The sequence below is a fragment of the Embleya australiensis genome, assembly GCF_051903075.1.
In the GTDB taxonomy this organism is placed as follows: Bacteria; Actinomycetota; Actinomycetes; order Streptomycetales; family Streptomycetaceae; genus Embleya.
In genome coordinates, this window is sequence record NZ_CP182422.1 from 3815032 (window position 1) to 3830317 (window position 15286).

Sequence of the window (15286 nt, forward strand, 5' to 3'; positions counted from 1 at the left end):
CTACCGGTCGGGGCGACACAAAGATGGGTTCCCAAGGGCCCTGTGTCCGCGTGTGGCGCCCTGATGTGCCCTGTCGCATGTCCCCCCACTTGCCCCGGGGTCCCGAATCGCTCTCATGCCTGTCCACGCGGCGCGGGCGACTCGGATGGTGACAGCGTGTCAGACCGGTATGACACCGGACACATCGCCCCCGCCGACGCGGTCGCCGGCGGCCGGCGCACCCGCCCGGATCGGCGCGGACCGTGTGGCCCGTGGCCGGAAACCGTCTACGGCTGGGCGCGCCACGCGCCCCGGCGGCGCTCCTGGGCCGGACCGAGGACGCGGATGTAGGTGACGGTGCCGTCGCCCAGCTCCTGGTTGAGCCGGGCGAGCAGTTTCGGCGCGAGCCAGCGCAATTGGGTGGCGTAGTTGTCGGATTCGGCGCGCACCACGAGTTCGCCGTCCTCGAACCGCTCCGGACGGCAGTTGGCCGCCAGCGCGGGGCCGACGATTTCCGGCCAGCGCTGGAGTACGCCGTGCACCGCCGCCGGGGTCTGCCAGCCGCGCTCGCTGACCAGGCGCCCCATGATCTGCCGCAGCGGCTGGGGGTCGCGGTCGTCGGGTCCGGAACCGCTGCGTTTCAAGCCACGCCGGGCCCGATCCTGGTCCTGCCGGTGGTCGTACCGGGTGCGCGCCTGGGCCCGGGCCTGGGTCAGCGCGGCGCGGGCCAGGTCGATGCCGCGCGTCGGCTCGGCCGCGCCGGCGTCGCCCGCGACGGGCGGGATGTGGCCCTCGTCACTCACCCTCGACCCCCGTCCCCTCGACCTTGCGCACCTCGCCGGCGGCGACGTCGTAGCGCGCGCCCACGAGCGCGGGCGGCACGTCCTCGGCCACCGCGGCCGTGACCAGCACCTGCTCGCCGTGCGCGACCATCTCGGCCAGCCGCGCCCGCCGGGTGACGTCCAGCTCGGCGAACACGTCGTCGAGCACCAGAACCGGCTCGCCCCCGTCCGCGCGCAGCAGTTCGTAGGAGCCCAGCCGCAGCGCCAGCGCGTACGACCAGGACTCGCCGTGGCTGGCGTAGCCCTTCGCGGGCAACGGGCCCAAGCGCAGCACGAGATCGTCGCGATGCGGGCCGACCAGGGTCTGTCCGCGCTCGACCTCCGCCGCCCGACCGGCGGCGATCGCGGCGGTGAGCACCGCGTGGATCCCGGCCCGGTCCGAGGGCAGCGGGTCCTCGGACATCGAACTGCGGTAGTCGAGCACGATCGGTCCACCGCCTGTGGACAACGCGTCGTACGCCTTGTCCACCAGGGGTTGCAGCGCGGCGACCAGGTCGAGCCGGGCCGCGGTCAACTCGGCGCCGGTCGCGGCCAGATGTTCGTCCCACACGTCGAGCGTGCTCAGCGCCCCGCTGCGGCCGCCGCCCGCCCGACGGGCCAGCGCCGCGGTCCGCAGCAGCGTGTTGCGCTGTTTGAGCACCCGGTCGTAGTCCTGCCGCACCCCCAGCAGCCGAGGGGTGCGCGCGGTCAACAACTCGTCCAGGAACCGGCGGCGTTCCCCGGGGTCGCCCTTGACCAGGGCCAGGTCCTCCGGCGCGAACAGCACGGTGCGCAGCAGCCCGAGCAGATCGCGCGGCCGGGTGGCGGCCGAGCGGTTGATCCGGGCCCGGTTGGCCTTGCCGGGGTTGATCTCCAACTCGGCCAGCGCGCTGCGGCCGTCCTCGCGGACGATGCTCGCGCGGACATAGGCCCGCTCGGCGCCGAGCCGGACCAGGGGCGCGTCGGAGGCGACCCGGTGGCTGCCGAGCGTGGCCAGGTAGCCGATCGCCTCGACCAGGTTGGTCTTGCCCTGGCCGTTGGGCCCCACGAACGCGGTCACGCCCGGTTCGAGGGGAACCTCGACCCGGGCGTACGACCGGTAGTCGACGAGTGACAGGTGCGCTACATGCATGGGCGGGCGGGCTGCCGGTCAGCCCGCGTCGGCCTCCTTCGGCGGCGTGACGTCGGCGCCGGGGGCGTCGGCGCCCTTGTGCGTCGACGCGGCGGTGACCGCGTGCCCACCGAACTGGTTGCGCAGCGCGGCGACCATCTTCATCTGCGGCGAGTCGTCCTGACGCGAGGCGAACCGGGCGAACAGCGACGCGGTGATCGCGGGCAGCGGTACGGCGTGGTCGATCGCCGCCTCGACCGTCCAGCGGCCTTCGCCGGAGTCCTCCGCGTAGCCGCGCAGGCCCTCCAGGTGCTCATCGTCGTCCATCGCGCGCACGGCCAGGTCGAGCAGCCAGGAACGGATGACGGTGCCCTCCTGCCAGCTGCGGAAGACCTCGCGCACGTCGGTGACCACGTCGGCGGCCTCGAGCAGTTCCCAGCCCTCGGCATAGGCCTGCATCAGCGCGTATTCGATGCCGTTGTGCACCATCTTGGCGAAGTGCCCGGCGCCGACCTTGCCCGCGTGCACGAAGCCGGCCGGGCCCTCGGGCTTGAGCGCGTCGAAGATCGGCTGCACCTTGGCGATGTCGGCCGCGTCCCCGCCGCACATCAGCGCGTAACCGTTGTCCCGGCCCCACACGCCGCCGGAGACGCCGCAGTCGACGAAGCCGATGTCCTTCTTGGCCAGCGCCTCGGCGTGCTTGATGTCGTCCGTCCAGCGCGAGTTGCCGCCGTCGACGACCACATCGCCCGGGGACAGCAGTTCGCCGAGCTCGTCGATGGTGGCCTGGGTCGGTGCCCCCGCCGGCACCATCACCCACACCACGCGCGGCTCGGTGAGCGTGTCCACAAGTTCCCCCAGGCTGTGGACGTCCGCCACGTCGGGGTTGCGGTCGTAGCCCACCACCGTGTGGCCCGCGCGGCGCAACCGCTCGCGCATGTTGCCACCCATCTTGCCGAGGCCGACGAGTCCGAGCTGCATCCTGAAATCCTTCGTTCGCTGCTGCGATGCCGGGTGGGGCACCGCCGAGGCCGCTTCCGCGCCCCCGGCGCCCTCGTAGGGGCGGGGGCTTTCACCGCGTCGACGGTACGCGGGTAGCGGTTGCCCGTGCGGCCGCGGGGTATGCACCGGCGCGTCGGCCGAACCCGGTTGTGCCCCGGCCCGGTTCGACGCCGCCCGGATCAGCCGGAGAGCCGCACCGGCATGATCAGGTAGCGGTACTCGTCGGTGGCCTCGGCCTCCACGTCGGGCTTGCCGGTCATCACGGCGGGCTTCGTGGACGTGGTGAAGGAGATCTGGGCGACGGGGGAGTTGATCGCGCTCAGTCCCTCGAGCAGGAACGTCGGGTTGAAGGCGATCGAGATCTCCTCGCCCTCCAGGCCCGCCTCGATCGCCTCGGACGCCTGGGCCTCGTCGCCGGAGCCGGCTTCGAGCACGAGTCGGCCGTCGGAGAAGGACAGCCGCACGGGGGTGTTGCGCTCGGCGACCAGGGACACGCGCTTGACCGCGTCCACGAACGGCGCGGTCTCGACGGTGGCGACCGTCTCCGACTGCTCCGGGAACAACGCGCGGTACTTGGGGAATTCGCCTTCGAGCAGGCGGGTGGTGGTGCGCCGGCCCGAACCCTCGAAGCCGATCATGCCCTCGCCGATCTTGTCCCCGGACAGCGCGATCTGCACGCTGTCGCCCTGGGTCAGCGACTTGGCGGTGTCGTTGAGCGTCTTGGCGGGCACCAGGGCCACCGCCGAGGAGAGGCCGTCGGCCTCGGGCTTCCAGTGGAACTGGCGGACCGCGAGCCGGTATCGGTCGGTGGCGGCCAGGGTGACCAGGTCGCCTTCGATCTCGACCCGGACGCCGGTCAGCATCGGCAGCGTGTCGTCGCGGCCGGCGGCGATGGCCACCTGGGCCACGGCGGCGGCGAAGACGTCGCCCTCGACGGCACCCGCGGCGGTGGGCATCTCCGGCAGCGCCGGGTAGTCCTCCACGGGGAGTGTGGGCAACGTGAAGCGGGCGCTGCCGCAGACCACGGTCACCTTGGCGCCGTCGGTGGACACCTCGACGGGGCGGTTCGGCAGGCTCTTGGAGATGTCGGCGAGCAGTCGCCCGGACACCAGCACCCGGCCCGGCTCGTCCACCTCGGCCTCGACGCCACCGCGGGCGGAGACCTCGTAGTCGAAGCTGGACAGCGTCAGCCGCTGGTCGGCCGCCTCCAGGAGCAATCCGGCGAGGACGGGAACCGCCGGCCGCGCCGGGAGACTCCGCGCGGTCCACGCCACCGCATCAGCGAGAACGTCACGCTCGACCCGGAACTTCACCGGTTCACCGCCTCCTGCCGTTGCCGGCCGTCTGTCGTTTGGTCGCCGTTCGTTTCGGCGTCGGTGTCGGGCCGTCGGGGCCTACCACCGGGACACAGTCTGACGCACCGCGCCGACAGCCCGCGCAGCCCCCGGCAAACCCGCAGTCCACAGATTCGGCCCGCCCCGACCGTTTTCCGTGGATCGATCTTGAACTACGCGTGGTCGTAGTAGTAGGGGGTGTGGATACCGTGGATAACCGGTATATGCGCAGGTCAGACCCGCTTTTTTATCCACTTCGGGGTGTGGGTGAACCCGTGGATAAACCCCCTGTGTCTGTGGATGCCCGAATTGGCTCCACAGGTCGTCCCCAGCCGTACCCCCGGTTGTCCCCAAACAATCCCCAGGTTGGGGGCCACTTGTCCCCACCCCCTGCGGACGCCATTCGGCTCGGGATTCACCGTAAGGGGTGAAACCGGCCCGACTGTGGACAGATCCGTGGACAACCTGGGGACAAGCCGCGATTTCCGGTGGACGGGACGTGGACAACCGGACAACACGACGATGGACGGTGCGCCACGGGAAAGTTATCCACAGTCTGTGGAGGACTCCGCTCCACATCACCACAGGAACCTGACCTGCCGGCTCGCCGGCGTTTTCCCCAGGTTCCCGCAGCCATTGTGGGGAACTCGACGGTAAACAGGTCGTCCCCATGGTGTGGATGCCCGACTCGGCGCCGATCGGTGGATAACTCACCCACATCGGAGCCGATGAGATGAAGGTCACATCGCACACAAGAAGGCCGGCGCCCCGAAAAGGGAACGCCGGCCGGCCCGAGCGGGTGATCGGGGCTCGAATCAGCTCTTGATCCGGTTCGTCAACTCGGTCACCTGGTTGTAGATCGACCGCCGCTCGGCCATCAGCGAGCGGATCTTGCGGTCGGCGTGCATCACGGTGGTGTGATCGCGCCCGCCGAACTGGGCGCCGATCTTCGGCAACGACAGATCGGTCAGCTCGCGGCACAGATACATGGCGATCTGGCGCGCGGTCACCAGCACCCGGCTGCGCGAGGTGCCGCACAGGTCCTCGACGGACAGCCCGAAGTAGGCCGCGGTGTGCGCCATGATCGTGGTCGCCGTGATCTCGGGCCCCGCGCTGTCCGGAATCAGGTCCTTGAGCACGATCTCGGTCAGCTGCAGGTCCACCGGCTGCCGGTTCAGGCTCGCGAACGCGGTCACCCGGATCAGCGCGCCCTCCAGCTCGCGGATGTTCCGCGAGATCTTGCTGGCGATGTACTCCAGCACGTCCGGCGGCGCGTTCAACCCCTCCTGGATCGCCTTCTTGCGCAGGATCGCGATCCGGGTCTCCAATTCGGGCGGCTGGACGTCGGTCAACAGCCCCCACTCGAAACGATTGCGCAGTCGATCCTCCAGGGTCACCAGCTGCTTGGGCGGCCGGTCCGACGAGATGACGATCTGCTTGTTCGCGTTGTGGAGCGTATTGAAGGTGTGGAAGAACTCCTCCTGGGTCTGCTCCTTGGTCTCCAGGAATTGGATGTCGTCCACCAGCAGAACGTCGACATCTCGATAACGCCGGCGGAAGCCGTCGGCCTTGCCGTCGCGGATCGAGTTGATGAACTCGTTGGTGAACTCCTCCGAGCTCACGTAGCGCACCCGCGTGCCCGGATACAGGCTCTTCGCGTAGTGCCCGATCGCATGCAGCAGGTGGGTCTTGCCCAGCCCCGACTCGCCGTAGATGAACAGCGGGTTGTACGCCTTCGCGGGCGCCTCGGCCACGGCTACCGCGGCCGCGTGCGCGAACCGGTTGCTGGAGCCGATGACGAAGGTCTCGAACAGGTACTTGGGGTTCAGCCGCGCGGCCGGTTCGTGCTCGACCACCCCGTGCTCGCGGCCGGTGCCCGGCCGGGCCAGCCGCAGCGGCCGGTTCCCGGGCACGTCGGCCGGCGGGACCGAGGGCGGCTGGTGGGGCGGCGACTGCTGCGGCGGTTGCGGGGCGCCCGACACCGGCTCTCTGTCGCCGGATTGATGTGTCGAAGTATCCACAAAGCTGTGGACGGGAGGTGTGGAAAAGCCGGGTGCCCCGAACAGGTCCTCGCGATCGGCGAAGAGTGTTCCGTCGGACGGCGGAATTCCCGGATGATCGGACGAGCCGCCCGGCCCGCCGCCATATCCGTATTGATCACGGGAATCGCGCGGATCGCGGGAGTCCCGGTGGTCGCGATCACGCGGATCCCGACCGTCCCGGCCCTCGCGCGCCTCCCGGGGATCACGCGGCTCGCGGGACTCGCGGGGATCACGCGTCTCCCGGGGATCACGCTGGTCCCGGTACGGTCCGGGCGCGTAGCGCTCGTAGTCCTGCTGGTACTGCGGCTCGGCGTACGGGTCGCGGTCCTGGCGATACGGCTGCTGGCCGTACGGCTCCTGCGGGTAGGGCTCCTGGGGGTAGCCGTCGCGGCCGTAGCGGTCGCCGTAGGCGGGACGCCCGTACGGACCGGGGTTGTAGTCGTCGTGCCGCGGCGAGCGCTCGTGCCGCTCGGGTACCTGCTCCGGCTCGCCCGCACCCGGCTCGACGCTGACCGCGAAGCGGATCGGCCGCCCGAAACCGTGACTCAGCGCGTCCGTCACCACTTGGCGGAGCCGGGTCTCCAGCACTTCCTTGGCGAACTCGTTCGGCACCGCGAGCAGTGCGGTGTCGGAGAAGAGGGTCAGCGGCTGGGTGCGCTGGAGCCATCCCTTGTCCTTGGCCGTGACCGAGTCGTCGGTGGCCAGTCGTTCCAGGAACCGTGCCCAGACTGCGGCGAGGTCGCTGGTGATGTCAGCCACAGTGCACGCTCTTTCATTGCATCGACGCAGGTCTCGGGAGGGCTCCCAGTGTCCCGGACCCCGGGAGCGAGCGCTCCGGTCCGACTCCACCAGTTCACGGTAGTGGCGGCCATCCACCCGCTCAAGCCGTTGTCCACAGCCTGTGTACAGCCTGCCCGACAGGGCGTTTCCGCAGGTGGGCGACGTGCCCCGGATCCCCCATTTGACCCCGTCCCCTGTTGGTACGTACCGTGGGCCGGTCTAGTTGTCTGACGACCGCTGCCGCATGTCCGAGATCATGTCGATGCGGACGTACGGTGGTGGCCGGCGGTCTTTTCTGCCGGCCCACGATTCAAATCCTGGAGCCCCCGAGTGAGCAAGCGCACCTTCCAGCCGAACAACCGTCGCCGGGCGAAGACCCACGGGTTCCGGCTGCGCATGCGCACCCGTGCCGGTCGCGCCATCCTTGCTGCCCGTCGCCGCAAGGGCCGCGCGGAGCTTTCCGCCTGAGTTCGCGGATCTCTCCGTGCTGCCTGCCGATAACCGGCTGAGGCGGCGCGAGGACTTCGCGATCGCGGTTCGCCGCGGGCGTCGAGCCGGCCGTCCGAGCCTGGTCGTCCACCTGCATCGCCAGGAGACGAGCGGACTCGGCGCGCCCACGCACACCCCGGCGACCGCGCAGCCGTCCGAGCCGGACACCCTGCGCCAATCTGTGGCAGAGGACCCGCACGCGGAAGTGGAGCACGCTCCACCACCGCGTGCGGGTTTCGTCGTGAGCAAGGCCGTCGGTCCCGCTGTTGTCCGTAACGTCGTCAAGCGTCGGCTACGCCACCTCATACGCGATCGGATGGCCCTGCTCCCGGCAGGTAGCCTGGTCGTGGTACGGGCATTGCCACCCGCAGCCCAGGCGGACCATTCCGACCTGGCACGGGATCTGGACGCAGCGTTCGACCGGCTCCTGGGCCGGGCCGGGCGCCCCGTCGCGGTTCGAGCGGATGGGCCCGCGGCCAAGCCGGGAGCGACGGCGTGAAGTACCTGTTCATGGGGTTCATTCGGGTCTATCAGTGGACGATCAGCCCGATGCTGGGGCCGGTGTGTCGCTTCTACCCGTCGTGCTCGCATTATGGGTATGAGGCGATGTCCGTGCACGGTGCCGTCAAGGGCACCTATCTCACCGTGTGGCGCATCCTGCGCTGCAACCCCTGGAACTCTGGCGGTGTCGATCCTGTGCCGCCGCGCACACGCCGACCGTGGCGACTTCCCGAGCGGAAGTCGCGCTCGGAGTCGGAGCCGCAGGAGCGGCAGCAGACGTCCAGCACCGGCCGTACCGAGCCCGCGCCCGGTGCGAACACCACCGCCCGAGGAGCTTGACCGTGGGGATTCTTAACCCCCTATATACCGCCGTCTCGTGGATCATCGTCCAATTCCACTCGTTGTTCAGCCCGATCTTCGGCAAGAACAGCGGCTGGTCGTGGGGGCTGTCCATCGTCTGCCTCGTGGTCGTCATCCGGATCTGCCTGATCCCGCTCTTCGTGAAGCAGATCAAGGCGACCCGTGGACTCCAGGCGCTGCAGCCGCGCATCAAGGAAGTCCAGAAGCGGTACAAGGACGACCGCGAGCGGCAGTCCCAGGAAATGATGAAGCTCTACAAGGAGACGGGCACCAACCCGCTCTCGAGCTGCCTTCCGATCCTGGTGCAGTCGCCGTTCTTCTTCGCCCTGTTCCACGTGCTCCAGCGGGTGTCGCAGAACAAGACGGTCGGTGTCATCGACCGCGACCTGGTGAACAGCGCCCAGCAGGCGCACATCTTCGGCGCGCCGATCGCCGCCAAGTTCACCGACTCGGCGGCCAAGATCGAAGCCCTCGGGGCCGACCTCACCACGGTGCGCATCGTCACGGTCGTGATGATCATCCTGATGTCCGGGTCGCAGTTCTTCACCCAGCGCCAGCTGATGACGAAGAACACCGACCCCGCTTCGCTCGTGGGCAACCCGTTCGCGAAGCAGCAGAAGCTGATGATGTACGCGTTCCCGATCATGTTCGCGGTCTTCGGCATCAACTTCCCCGTCGGTGTGCTCGTCTACTGGCTCACCACCAACGTGTGGACGATGGGTCAGCAGCTGTTCGTGATCAACCGCAACCCCACCCCCGGCAGCCCGGCGTTCAAGGTGCGGCAGGAGAAGCTGGCGGAGAAGGCGCGCAAGCAGGGCAAGGTGCTGCTGCCCGACGGCAAGCTGATGGACCAGGCCGAGTACGACGCCCAGCAGGCCGAGCTCAAGGCCCAAGCCGCCCGGCGCCAACAGCCCACCCGACTGACCAAGTCGCAGCGCAAGGCTCGGGCCCGGGACGAGGCGGAGGCGGCCGGTGCCGACGCCGAGGAGAGCCCCGACGCCGACGCCGACACCGCGACGCGCAACGGCTCGGCTACACCCGCCAGGTCGAACGGCGCGGTCAAGGGCTCTACTGCGCGGACACCGCACTCCGGTGCGCGCAATGCCGGTCAGCGCCGGCAGCCCCAGGGCCGGAAGCACCCGAGGAAGAAGTGACCGCCCTCGACGGGCCGGCCGCCGCCCACCCCCACGACTCGCTCACTCGTCCACAAAGGAGTTCCCCTGTGACGGAAGGCACGACCCCCGCCGTCGACTCACCCGCCGCGTCGCGTCGGATCACGCTCACCGCGGAGGAGATCAGCCGTCTGGAACAGGAGGGTGAGATCGCCGCGGACTACCTGGAGGCCCTGCTCGACATCGCCGACCTCGACGGCGACATCGACATGGACGTCGAGGGCGGGCGCGCGTCGGTCTCGGTGATCGCGGGCGAGGAGAGCGAATCCTCCGGCGCCGACCTCAAGCGCCTCGTCGGTCGGGAGGGTGAGGTCCTGGAGGCCCTTCAGGAGCTGACCCGACTCGCGGTGCACCGGGAGACCGGCGAGCGCAGCCGGCTGATGCTGGATGTGGACGGGTTCCGTGCCGCCAAGCGGGCGAACCTGGCGCGGATCGCCGGTGAAGCGGTGGAACGGGTCAAGGCCGCGGGTACCTCGCTCAAGCTCGAGCCGATGACCCCGTTCGAGCGCAAGGTCGTGCACGACACCGTCGCGGAGGCCGGACTGCGCAGCGAGTCGGAGGGCGAGGAGCCCAATCGCTGCGTCGTCGTCCTGCCCGCCTGATCGGATCCCTGGATCCGTTTCCGCCAACCGTCGCGCCGGCCCCACCTGCACCACAGGTGGGGCCGGCGCCGTTCTTGGGATGATGTTCCACGTGAAACGTCAGGACGACACGACCCCCGACCCGCCGGCGGACGAACGCGCGCCCGAGGCACCGGAAGCGGCAGGGCGGCTCTTCGGGGCCAACCTCGACCGCGCGATCCGCTATGCCGACATGCTGGCCGGCCCCGGCGTGCGCCGGGGCATGGTCGGCCCGCGTGAGGTCGGCCGGCTCTGGGAGCGGCACCTGCTCAACTGCGGCGTGGTCGCCGAACTGATCGCGGAGAACGCGATCGTGCACGACGTCGGCTCGGGTGGTGGCCTGCCCGGCATTCCGCTCGCCCTGGTCCGTCCGGACCTGCGGATCACCCTCGTCGAGCCGCTGCTGCGGCGCACCACGTTCCTCGACGAGGTGGTCGACGAGCTGGGCCTGGACAACGTACGGGTGCTGCGCGGCCGTGCCGAGGAGGTGCGCGGGCAGACCTGGGCCGACGTGGTCACCGCGCGCGCGGTGGCGCCGCTGGCCAAGCTCGCCGGATGGGGGCTGCCGTTGCTTGCCTCCGGCGGCGAGATGTTGGCGCTCAAGGGCGACTCGGCCGCCGACGAACTGCTGGAGTCGGAGGCGGATCTGCGCAAGCTGGGCGCGGTGTCGTGGGCGGTCGCGCACGCGGGTGCCGGGATCGTGGATCCGCTGACCACTGTCGTCCGGGTACGGATCGGCACCGTCGCGCCCAAGGAGTCGAAGGCGGCCAAGGCGCGCCGAACCGCCAAGCCGGCCCGGCGGCGCCCCGCCAAGTAGGCGAACTCGCTCACGGGTTGGGCCGGACGGCTGAAACGCCGTTCCTGCCCGCTCGGGGTGTGTCGTGAACGCCGTCCCCCGACCACACCCGGGATCGTGTTTCACGTGAAACGCCTTCCGTGGAAACGCTTCTACTCACCTGAGGCGCGCCGGAACGTGACACCCTCTGAGGGTGCCGCCGCAGTGCGTGGTCATTCCGTCGGCCCGAGTTCCCATGTCGCCGCGGCAGGAGAGGAGAGTGGACCGTTGCCGTCCGAGTATCCGACAGCCTCGATGCCGGCGCCCCGTGTGGGTGCCGCCGTCGACGTTTCACGTGAAACAGAGGCGCCCGGTATCGAAGACACCCCGATCGCCCGAGCGGCCAGACAGGCCGTGGAGACGATGGGGCGCGCCTCGGAGGGATTGCCCCGCCCCGAGCGCACCCGCGTCATGGTGGTCGCGAACCAGAAGGGCGGCGTCGGCAAGACCACGTCGACCGTGAACCTCGCGGCCGCGCTGGCGATGCACGGCGCGCGCGTGCTGGTGATAGACCTCGACCCCCAGGGCAACGCCTCCACCGCGCTCGGGGTGGACCATCACGCCGGCACGCCGTCGATCTACGAGGTGCTGGTCGAGGGTCGCGATCTGGCCGAGGTCGTGCAGCCCGTGCGCGACGTCGAGGGACTGTTCTGTGCCCCGGCCACGATCGACCTCGCCGGGGCCGAGATCGAACTCGTCTCGCTGGTTGCTCGGGAGAGCCGGCTGCAACGCGCGATCGCCGCCTACGAGCAGCCGCTGGACTACATCCTGATCGACTGCCCGCCCTCGCTCGGACTGCTGACGGTGAACGCGCTCGTCGCGGGCGCCGAGGTGGTCATCCCGATCCAGTGCGAGTACTACGCGCTGGAGGGGCTGGGCCAGTTGTTGCGCAACGTGGAACTGGTCCGCGCACACCTGAACCCGAACCTCGGCGTCTCGACGATCCTGCTGACGATGTACGACGCCCGGACCCGGTTGGCCTCGCAGGTGGCCCAGGAGGTGCGCGACCACTTCCCGGACGAGGTGTTGCCCACCGCGATCCCGCGTTCGGTCCGCATCTCCGAGGCGCCCAGCTACGGGCAGACCGTGATGACCTACGACCCGGGGTCCACCGGAGCGTTGTCGTATCTTGAAGCGGCTCGGGAGATGGCGCTGCGCGGTGTGGCGAAGGCGAAGGAGGAAGTATGAGCGGACAACGCAGGGGATTGGGCAAGGGGCTCGAATCGCTCATCCCGGCCCGGCCGTTGAAGCCGTCCTCCTCCGCCGCGGCGACCCTGCGGAAGATGGCGGAGATAGCGACGGACGAGTCGGCCCTGTCGCCGACCTCGGTGCCGTTGCAGGATGCGCCGAAGACCGAACCGGCACCGCCGGCCGCGCTGTACGCCGAACTGCTCGTCGATCTGATCGAGCCGAACCCGCGGCAGCCGCGCGAGGTGTTCGACGAGGACGCGCTGGCCGAACTGGTGCAGTCGATCCGGGAGGTGGGCGTCCTCCAGCCGGTCGTGGTGCGCTCGACCAACGAGGGCAGCTACGAACTGGTGATGGGCGAGCGCCGGTTGCGGGCCTCCCGCATCGCCGGGCTGACCCGCATCCCGGCGATCGTGCGGGTGACCAACGACGACAAGATGCTGCTCGACGCGCTCCTGGAGAACCTGCACCGCGCCGAGCTGAACCCGCTCGAAGAGGCGTTGGCCTACCAGCAGTTGCTGGAGGAGTTCCGGTGCAAGCAGGAGGAGCTGGCGGATCGTATCGGTCGTTCGCGTTCGCATCTGAGCAACACGATGCGGCTGCTGCGGTTGCCGATGGAGGTGCGCACCAAGGTGGCGGCGGGCACGTTGCTCGCCGGGCACGCGCGCGCGTTGCTCGCCCTGCTGGATCGGCCCGACGAGCTGATCAAGCTGTCGAAGCGGATCATCGCCGAGGGCATGACGGTGCGTACGGTCGAGGAGATCGCGCGCACGATCAACAACGAGGAGCCGGCGGCGAAGCCGAGGCCGCAGAAGCCGCGTCCGGGCGCGATCGTGGCACCCGCGCTGAACCATCTCGCGGATCGGCTCAAGGACCGGTTCGAGACCGAGGTGAAGGTGGTGCTCGGTCCGAAGAAGGGCAAGATCGTCGTCGAGTTCGCCTCGGTCGAGGATCTGGAGCGCATTCTCGCCTCGATGGCACCCGGCGAGGGTGACCAGTTCGCCAAGCAGCTCGCCGAGCGGGAGGTGCCCAGCCAGGCCGGGCGGGCCCGCGGCGCGGCGGCGGCCGGTGTCACGGGTCCGGCGGAGGAGGCGGGAGCCGAGGCGACGTCGGCCGCCGCGAACGACGCGGACGACGCGGAGACTTCGGTGCTCGTCCCGTAGGCGGCATCGCCATGGGCCCGTAGCGGCTCGGCAAAGGAAGGTGGGAAGGGGCCCGCGGTCGTTGACCGCGGGCCCCTTCCTTGCTTGTGTTTCACGTGAAACGCGTCGCCGCCGGAGATCGCGGTGTGCCGGTGTTTCACGTGAAACCTGTCCGCACCCCTGGAGGGACGATGAGGTCGAAGCGCTGGGTCCTGGCGGGTCTGGGCGTGGGCGCGGTCGGCGGGTTCGTCGGCGGCCTGCTCGGTGGCTCGCCGCGGTCCCGGGTGCCCGGTCCGCCGCCGTGGACGCCCGCGGGTCCCGCGATCCCGGTCCATGCGCTGCCGCAGGGCTCACGGTGGCCGGTGGATCGGGGCGGCCCGACGGATCGGACCGCCCGGGCGCGGCCGGGCGGGTAGCCGCGATCGGTGGGGGCGCGGGGGCAGGCCGGGGAAGGGATCGATCCGGTGTGTGGTGATCGTCCGCCGCCCGCTCCGGCGCGGACGGTCAGGTGAAGACGGGCAGCCGCAACATCCCCGTGGGCACGTCCTCGTCCGGCGGCAGGTAGAGCCGCTGGAGGGCCACGACGACCGATTCGGCGGCGTGGTCGCGGAATTCCGAGGAGGCCAGCCGGGCCGCGTCGTCCACGTTGGTGAGGTAGCCCATCTCGATGCGCACGGCGGGCATCCGGGTGCGCCGCAGCAGTGTCCACGCCTTGCCGTGGGTGCGGCCGTCCACCATGCCGGTGCGCGCCACGAGTTCGCGCTGGACCAGGCTCGCGAAGTGCTCCCCGGTGGGCGAGCGTCGCCCGTACCGGTCACTGCCGCTGCCGTAGTAGTAGCACGCGACCCCGGCGGCACGCGGGCTGTCGTTGCGGTCCGCGTGCAGGGATATCACGAGGTCGGCGTCGGTGGCGTTGGCGAAGGCCGCCCGCTCCTCCTCGCCGATGCCGTCCTCGGCGGGTCCGCGAGTGAGGTAGGCGCGCACGCCCAGGGCGGACAGGCGGCCCTCCAGGCGCCGGGCCAGGTCCCACATCACCTCGGCCTCGGTCAGCCCGTGTGCGACCACACCGGCATCCGCGCCGCCGTGGCCCGGGTCGATCACCACGGTCTTGCCGGCCAGCGACGGGCCGGAGCGGTGCAGCAGTTCGGACTCGCGCATCGCGTGTGGTTGGCCGCCGACGACCGTGCGCGCGAGCCGGTCGAGGGCTCGGAACGTGGCCGGTCCGCACGTACCGTCCGCGCCGAGTCCGTAGTTGCGTTGGAATTCGCGCAGGGCGCGCTCGGTGGCCGGGCCCAGGATGCCGTCCACCCGGCCGCAGTCGAAGCCCATGTCGAGCAACCGCTGCTGGAGGGTGGCCACATCGTCCCCGACGGTGGGGTGGCCGGCCGAGTAGGACAACATGCGGTCGCCGAGGCGCCACCGTGCCTCGTCGAGGTGACGGTAGGTCTCCGGGCCGACGACGCCGTCCACGGTCATCGCGCGCTGCTGCTGGAAGTGCCGGACGGCGAGGTCCACGGAGTGGTCGAACACCGCGTCCGCGTAGCCGCCGAGGTCGTCCGGACCGCCGGTGTCGGTCGGCCTGGGGGCACCGGCGGGCAGGAGGCCGAGCAGCACCAGTTTGGACCTGATCTCGGCCACTGCGGGGCCGGTGTCACCGCGTCGGTACCGCCGCTGCATGGTCATGGAAAGAAGTCCTCCCGAGTTTTGACGCAACACTCGATCGTACGCGCGCATCCGGTCGTTCCCGTACCGGAGCGGGGGTCCGGGGGCCTCGATTCCGCACCGCGCGCCGGGGGGCGGGTCGGGGGCGCGGTGCGGCGGTGCGCGGCCCGTGGCGCGCGGCCCGTTCGTCGCCGCCCGGCCGGTACGCCCTGACACGCGCGAAGGGCGCTCCCCGATTCCGGGAAGCG

Annotated in this window: 15 protein-coding genes; 9 read left to right on the forward strand and 6 right to left on the reverse strand. The window is 70.4% G+C overall.

The features are described 5' to 3' along the window. Positions 1–266: 266 nt before the first annotated feature. The 5 genes from ACMXN5_RS16325 to dnaA form a co-directional block, all read right to left on the reverse strand. The gene (locus tag ACMXN5_RS16325; RefSeq protein ID WP_439675885.1) at positions 267–782 is read right to left on the reverse strand and encodes a DUF721 domain-containing protein; all 516 of its coding nucleotides are present in this window, start codon (positions 780–782) and stop codon (positions 267–269) included. Beyond that, positions 775–1932, reverse strand: a complete 1158-nt coding sequence (recF, locus tag ACMXN5_RS16330) for a DNA replication/repair protein RecF (protein WP_395795790.1) — start codon at positions 1930–1932, stop codon at positions 775–777. Before recF ends, ACMXN5_RS16325 begins: the two co-directional genes overlap by 8 nt. An 18-nt stretch (positions 1933–1950) precedes the next feature. Continuing rightward, positions 1951–2892, reverse strand: a complete 942-nt coding sequence (gene gnd / locus ACMXN5_RS16335; RefSeq protein ID WP_439675886.1) for a phosphogluconate dehydrogenase (NAD(+)-dependent, decarboxylating) — start codon at positions 2890–2892, stop codon at positions 1951–1953. A 200-nt stretch (positions 2893–3092) separates the two neighbouring features. Then, positions 3093–4226: a DNA polymerase III subunit beta gene (gene dnaN, locus ACMXN5_RS16340; RefSeq protein WP_078976313.1), complete on the reverse strand. Its 1134-nt coding sequence runs from the start codon at positions 4224–4226 to the stop codon at positions 3093–3095. 836 nt (positions 4227–5062) lie between these two features. After that, positions 5063–7048: a chromosomal replication initiator protein DnaA gene (gene dnaA, locus ACMXN5_RS16345; RefSeq protein ID WP_439675887.1), complete on the reverse strand. Its 1986-nt coding sequence runs from the start codon at positions 7046–7048 to the stop codon at positions 5063–5065. A 351-nt stretch (positions 7049–7399) separates the two neighbouring features. Here dnaA and rpmH point away from each other — a divergent pair, with 351 nt between their 5' ends. From rpmH to ACMXN5_RS16390, 9 genes are all read left to right on the forward strand, one after another. Further along, the gene (gene rpmH, locus ACMXN5_RS16350) at positions 7400–7537 is read left to right on the forward strand and encodes a 50S ribosomal protein L34 (RefSeq protein ID WP_010849920.1); all 138 of its coding nucleotides are present in this window, start codon (positions 7400–7402) and stop codon (positions 7535–7537) included. A 16-nt stretch (positions 7538–7553) separates the two neighbouring features. Beyond that, on the forward strand, positions 7554–8057 hold the full coding sequence (rnpA, locus tag ACMXN5_RS16355; RefSeq protein ID WP_126640258.1) for a ribonuclease P protein component: 504 nt from the start codon (positions 7554–7556) through the stop codon (positions 8055–8057). Further along, positions 8054–8398 (forward strand): membrane protein insertion efficiency factor YidD, encoded by a 345-nt coding sequence (yidD, locus tag ACMXN5_RS16360; protein WP_380003311.1) that lies wholly within the window; start codon positions 8054–8056, stop codon positions 8396–8398. Before rnpA ends, yidD begins: the two co-directional genes overlap by 4 nt. A 2-nt stretch (positions 8399–8400) precedes the next feature. After that, positions 8401–9573, forward strand: coding sequence for a membrane protein insertase YidC (yidC, locus tag ACMXN5_RS16365; RefSeq protein WP_439675888.1), 1173 nt, complete (start codon positions 8401–8403; stop codon positions 9571–9573). A gap of 68 nt (positions 9574–9641) precedes the next feature. After that, positions 9642–10193 (forward strand): protein jag, encoded by a 552-nt coding sequence (locus ACMXN5_RS16370; RefSeq protein ID WP_439675889.1) that lies wholly within the window; start codon positions 9642–9644, stop codon positions 10191–10193. Positions 10194–10275: 82 nt separating this feature from the next. After that, positions 10276–11028: a 16S rRNA (guanine(527)-N(7))-methyltransferase RsmG gene (gene rsmG, locus ACMXN5_RS16375; protein WP_395795884.1), complete on the forward strand. Its 753-nt coding sequence runs from the start codon at positions 10276–10278 to the stop codon at positions 11026–11028. Positions 11029–11301: 273 nt separating this feature from the next. Then, positions 11302–12234 (forward strand): ParA family protein, encoded by a 933-nt coding sequence (locus tag ACMXN5_RS16380; RefSeq protein WP_246126980.1) that lies wholly within the window; start codon positions 11302–11304, stop codon positions 12232–12234. Next, positions 12231–13397 (forward strand): ParB/RepB/Spo0J family partition protein, encoded by a 1167-nt coding sequence (locus tag ACMXN5_RS16385; RefSeq protein ID WP_439675890.1) that lies wholly within the window; start codon positions 12231–12233, stop codon positions 13395–13397. The genes ACMXN5_RS16380 and ACMXN5_RS16385 overlap by 4 nt, the downstream gene beginning before the upstream one ends. A gap of 170 nt (positions 13398–13567) precedes the next feature. Beyond that, on the forward strand, positions 13568–13792 hold the full coding sequence (locus ACMXN5_RS16390) for a hypothetical protein (RefSeq protein WP_439675891.1): 225 nt from the start codon (positions 13568–13570) through the stop codon (positions 13790–13792). An 88-nt stretch (positions 13793–13880) separates the two neighbouring features. Here ACMXN5_RS16390 and ACMXN5_RS16395 read toward each other — a convergent pair whose 3' ends face one another. After that, positions 13881–15059 (reverse strand): N-acetylmuramoyl-L-alanine amidase, encoded by a 1179-nt coding sequence (locus tag ACMXN5_RS16395; protein WP_439675892.1) that lies wholly within the window; start codon positions 15057–15059, stop codon positions 13881–13883. Positions 15060–15286 lie beyond the last annotated feature (227 nt).

Bases quoted from the DNA above. Each gene is read 5' to 3' on its own strand.
- ACMXN5_RS16385 (WP_439675890.1), top strand. From the start codon at position 12,231: ATGAGCGGACAACGCAGGGGATTGGGCAAGGGGCTCGAATCGCTCATC.
- ACMXN5_RS16395 (WP_439675892.1), bottom strand. From the start codon at position 15,059: ATGACCATGCAGCGGCGGTACCGACGCGGTGACACCGGCCCCGCAGTG.
- gnd (WP_439675886.1), bottom strand. From the start codon at position 2,892: ATGCAGCTCGGACTCGTCGGCCTCGGCAAGATGGGTGGCAACATGCGC.
- ACMXN5_RS16390 (WP_439675891.1), top strand. From the start codon at position 13,568: ATGAGGTCGAAGCGCTGGGTCCTGGCGGGTCTGGGCGTGGGCGCGGTC.
- ACMXN5_RS16380 (WP_246126980.1), top strand. From the start codon at position 11,302: ATGCCGGCGCCCCGTGTGGGTGCCGCCGTCGACGTTTCACGTGAAACA.
- recF (WP_395795790.1), bottom strand. From the start codon at position 1,932: ATGCATGTAGCGCACCTGTCACTCGTCGACTACCGGTCGTACGCCCGG.
- rsmG (WP_395795884.1), top strand. From the start codon at position 10,276: ATGTTCCACGTGAAACGTCAGGACGACACGACCCCCGACCCGCCGGCG.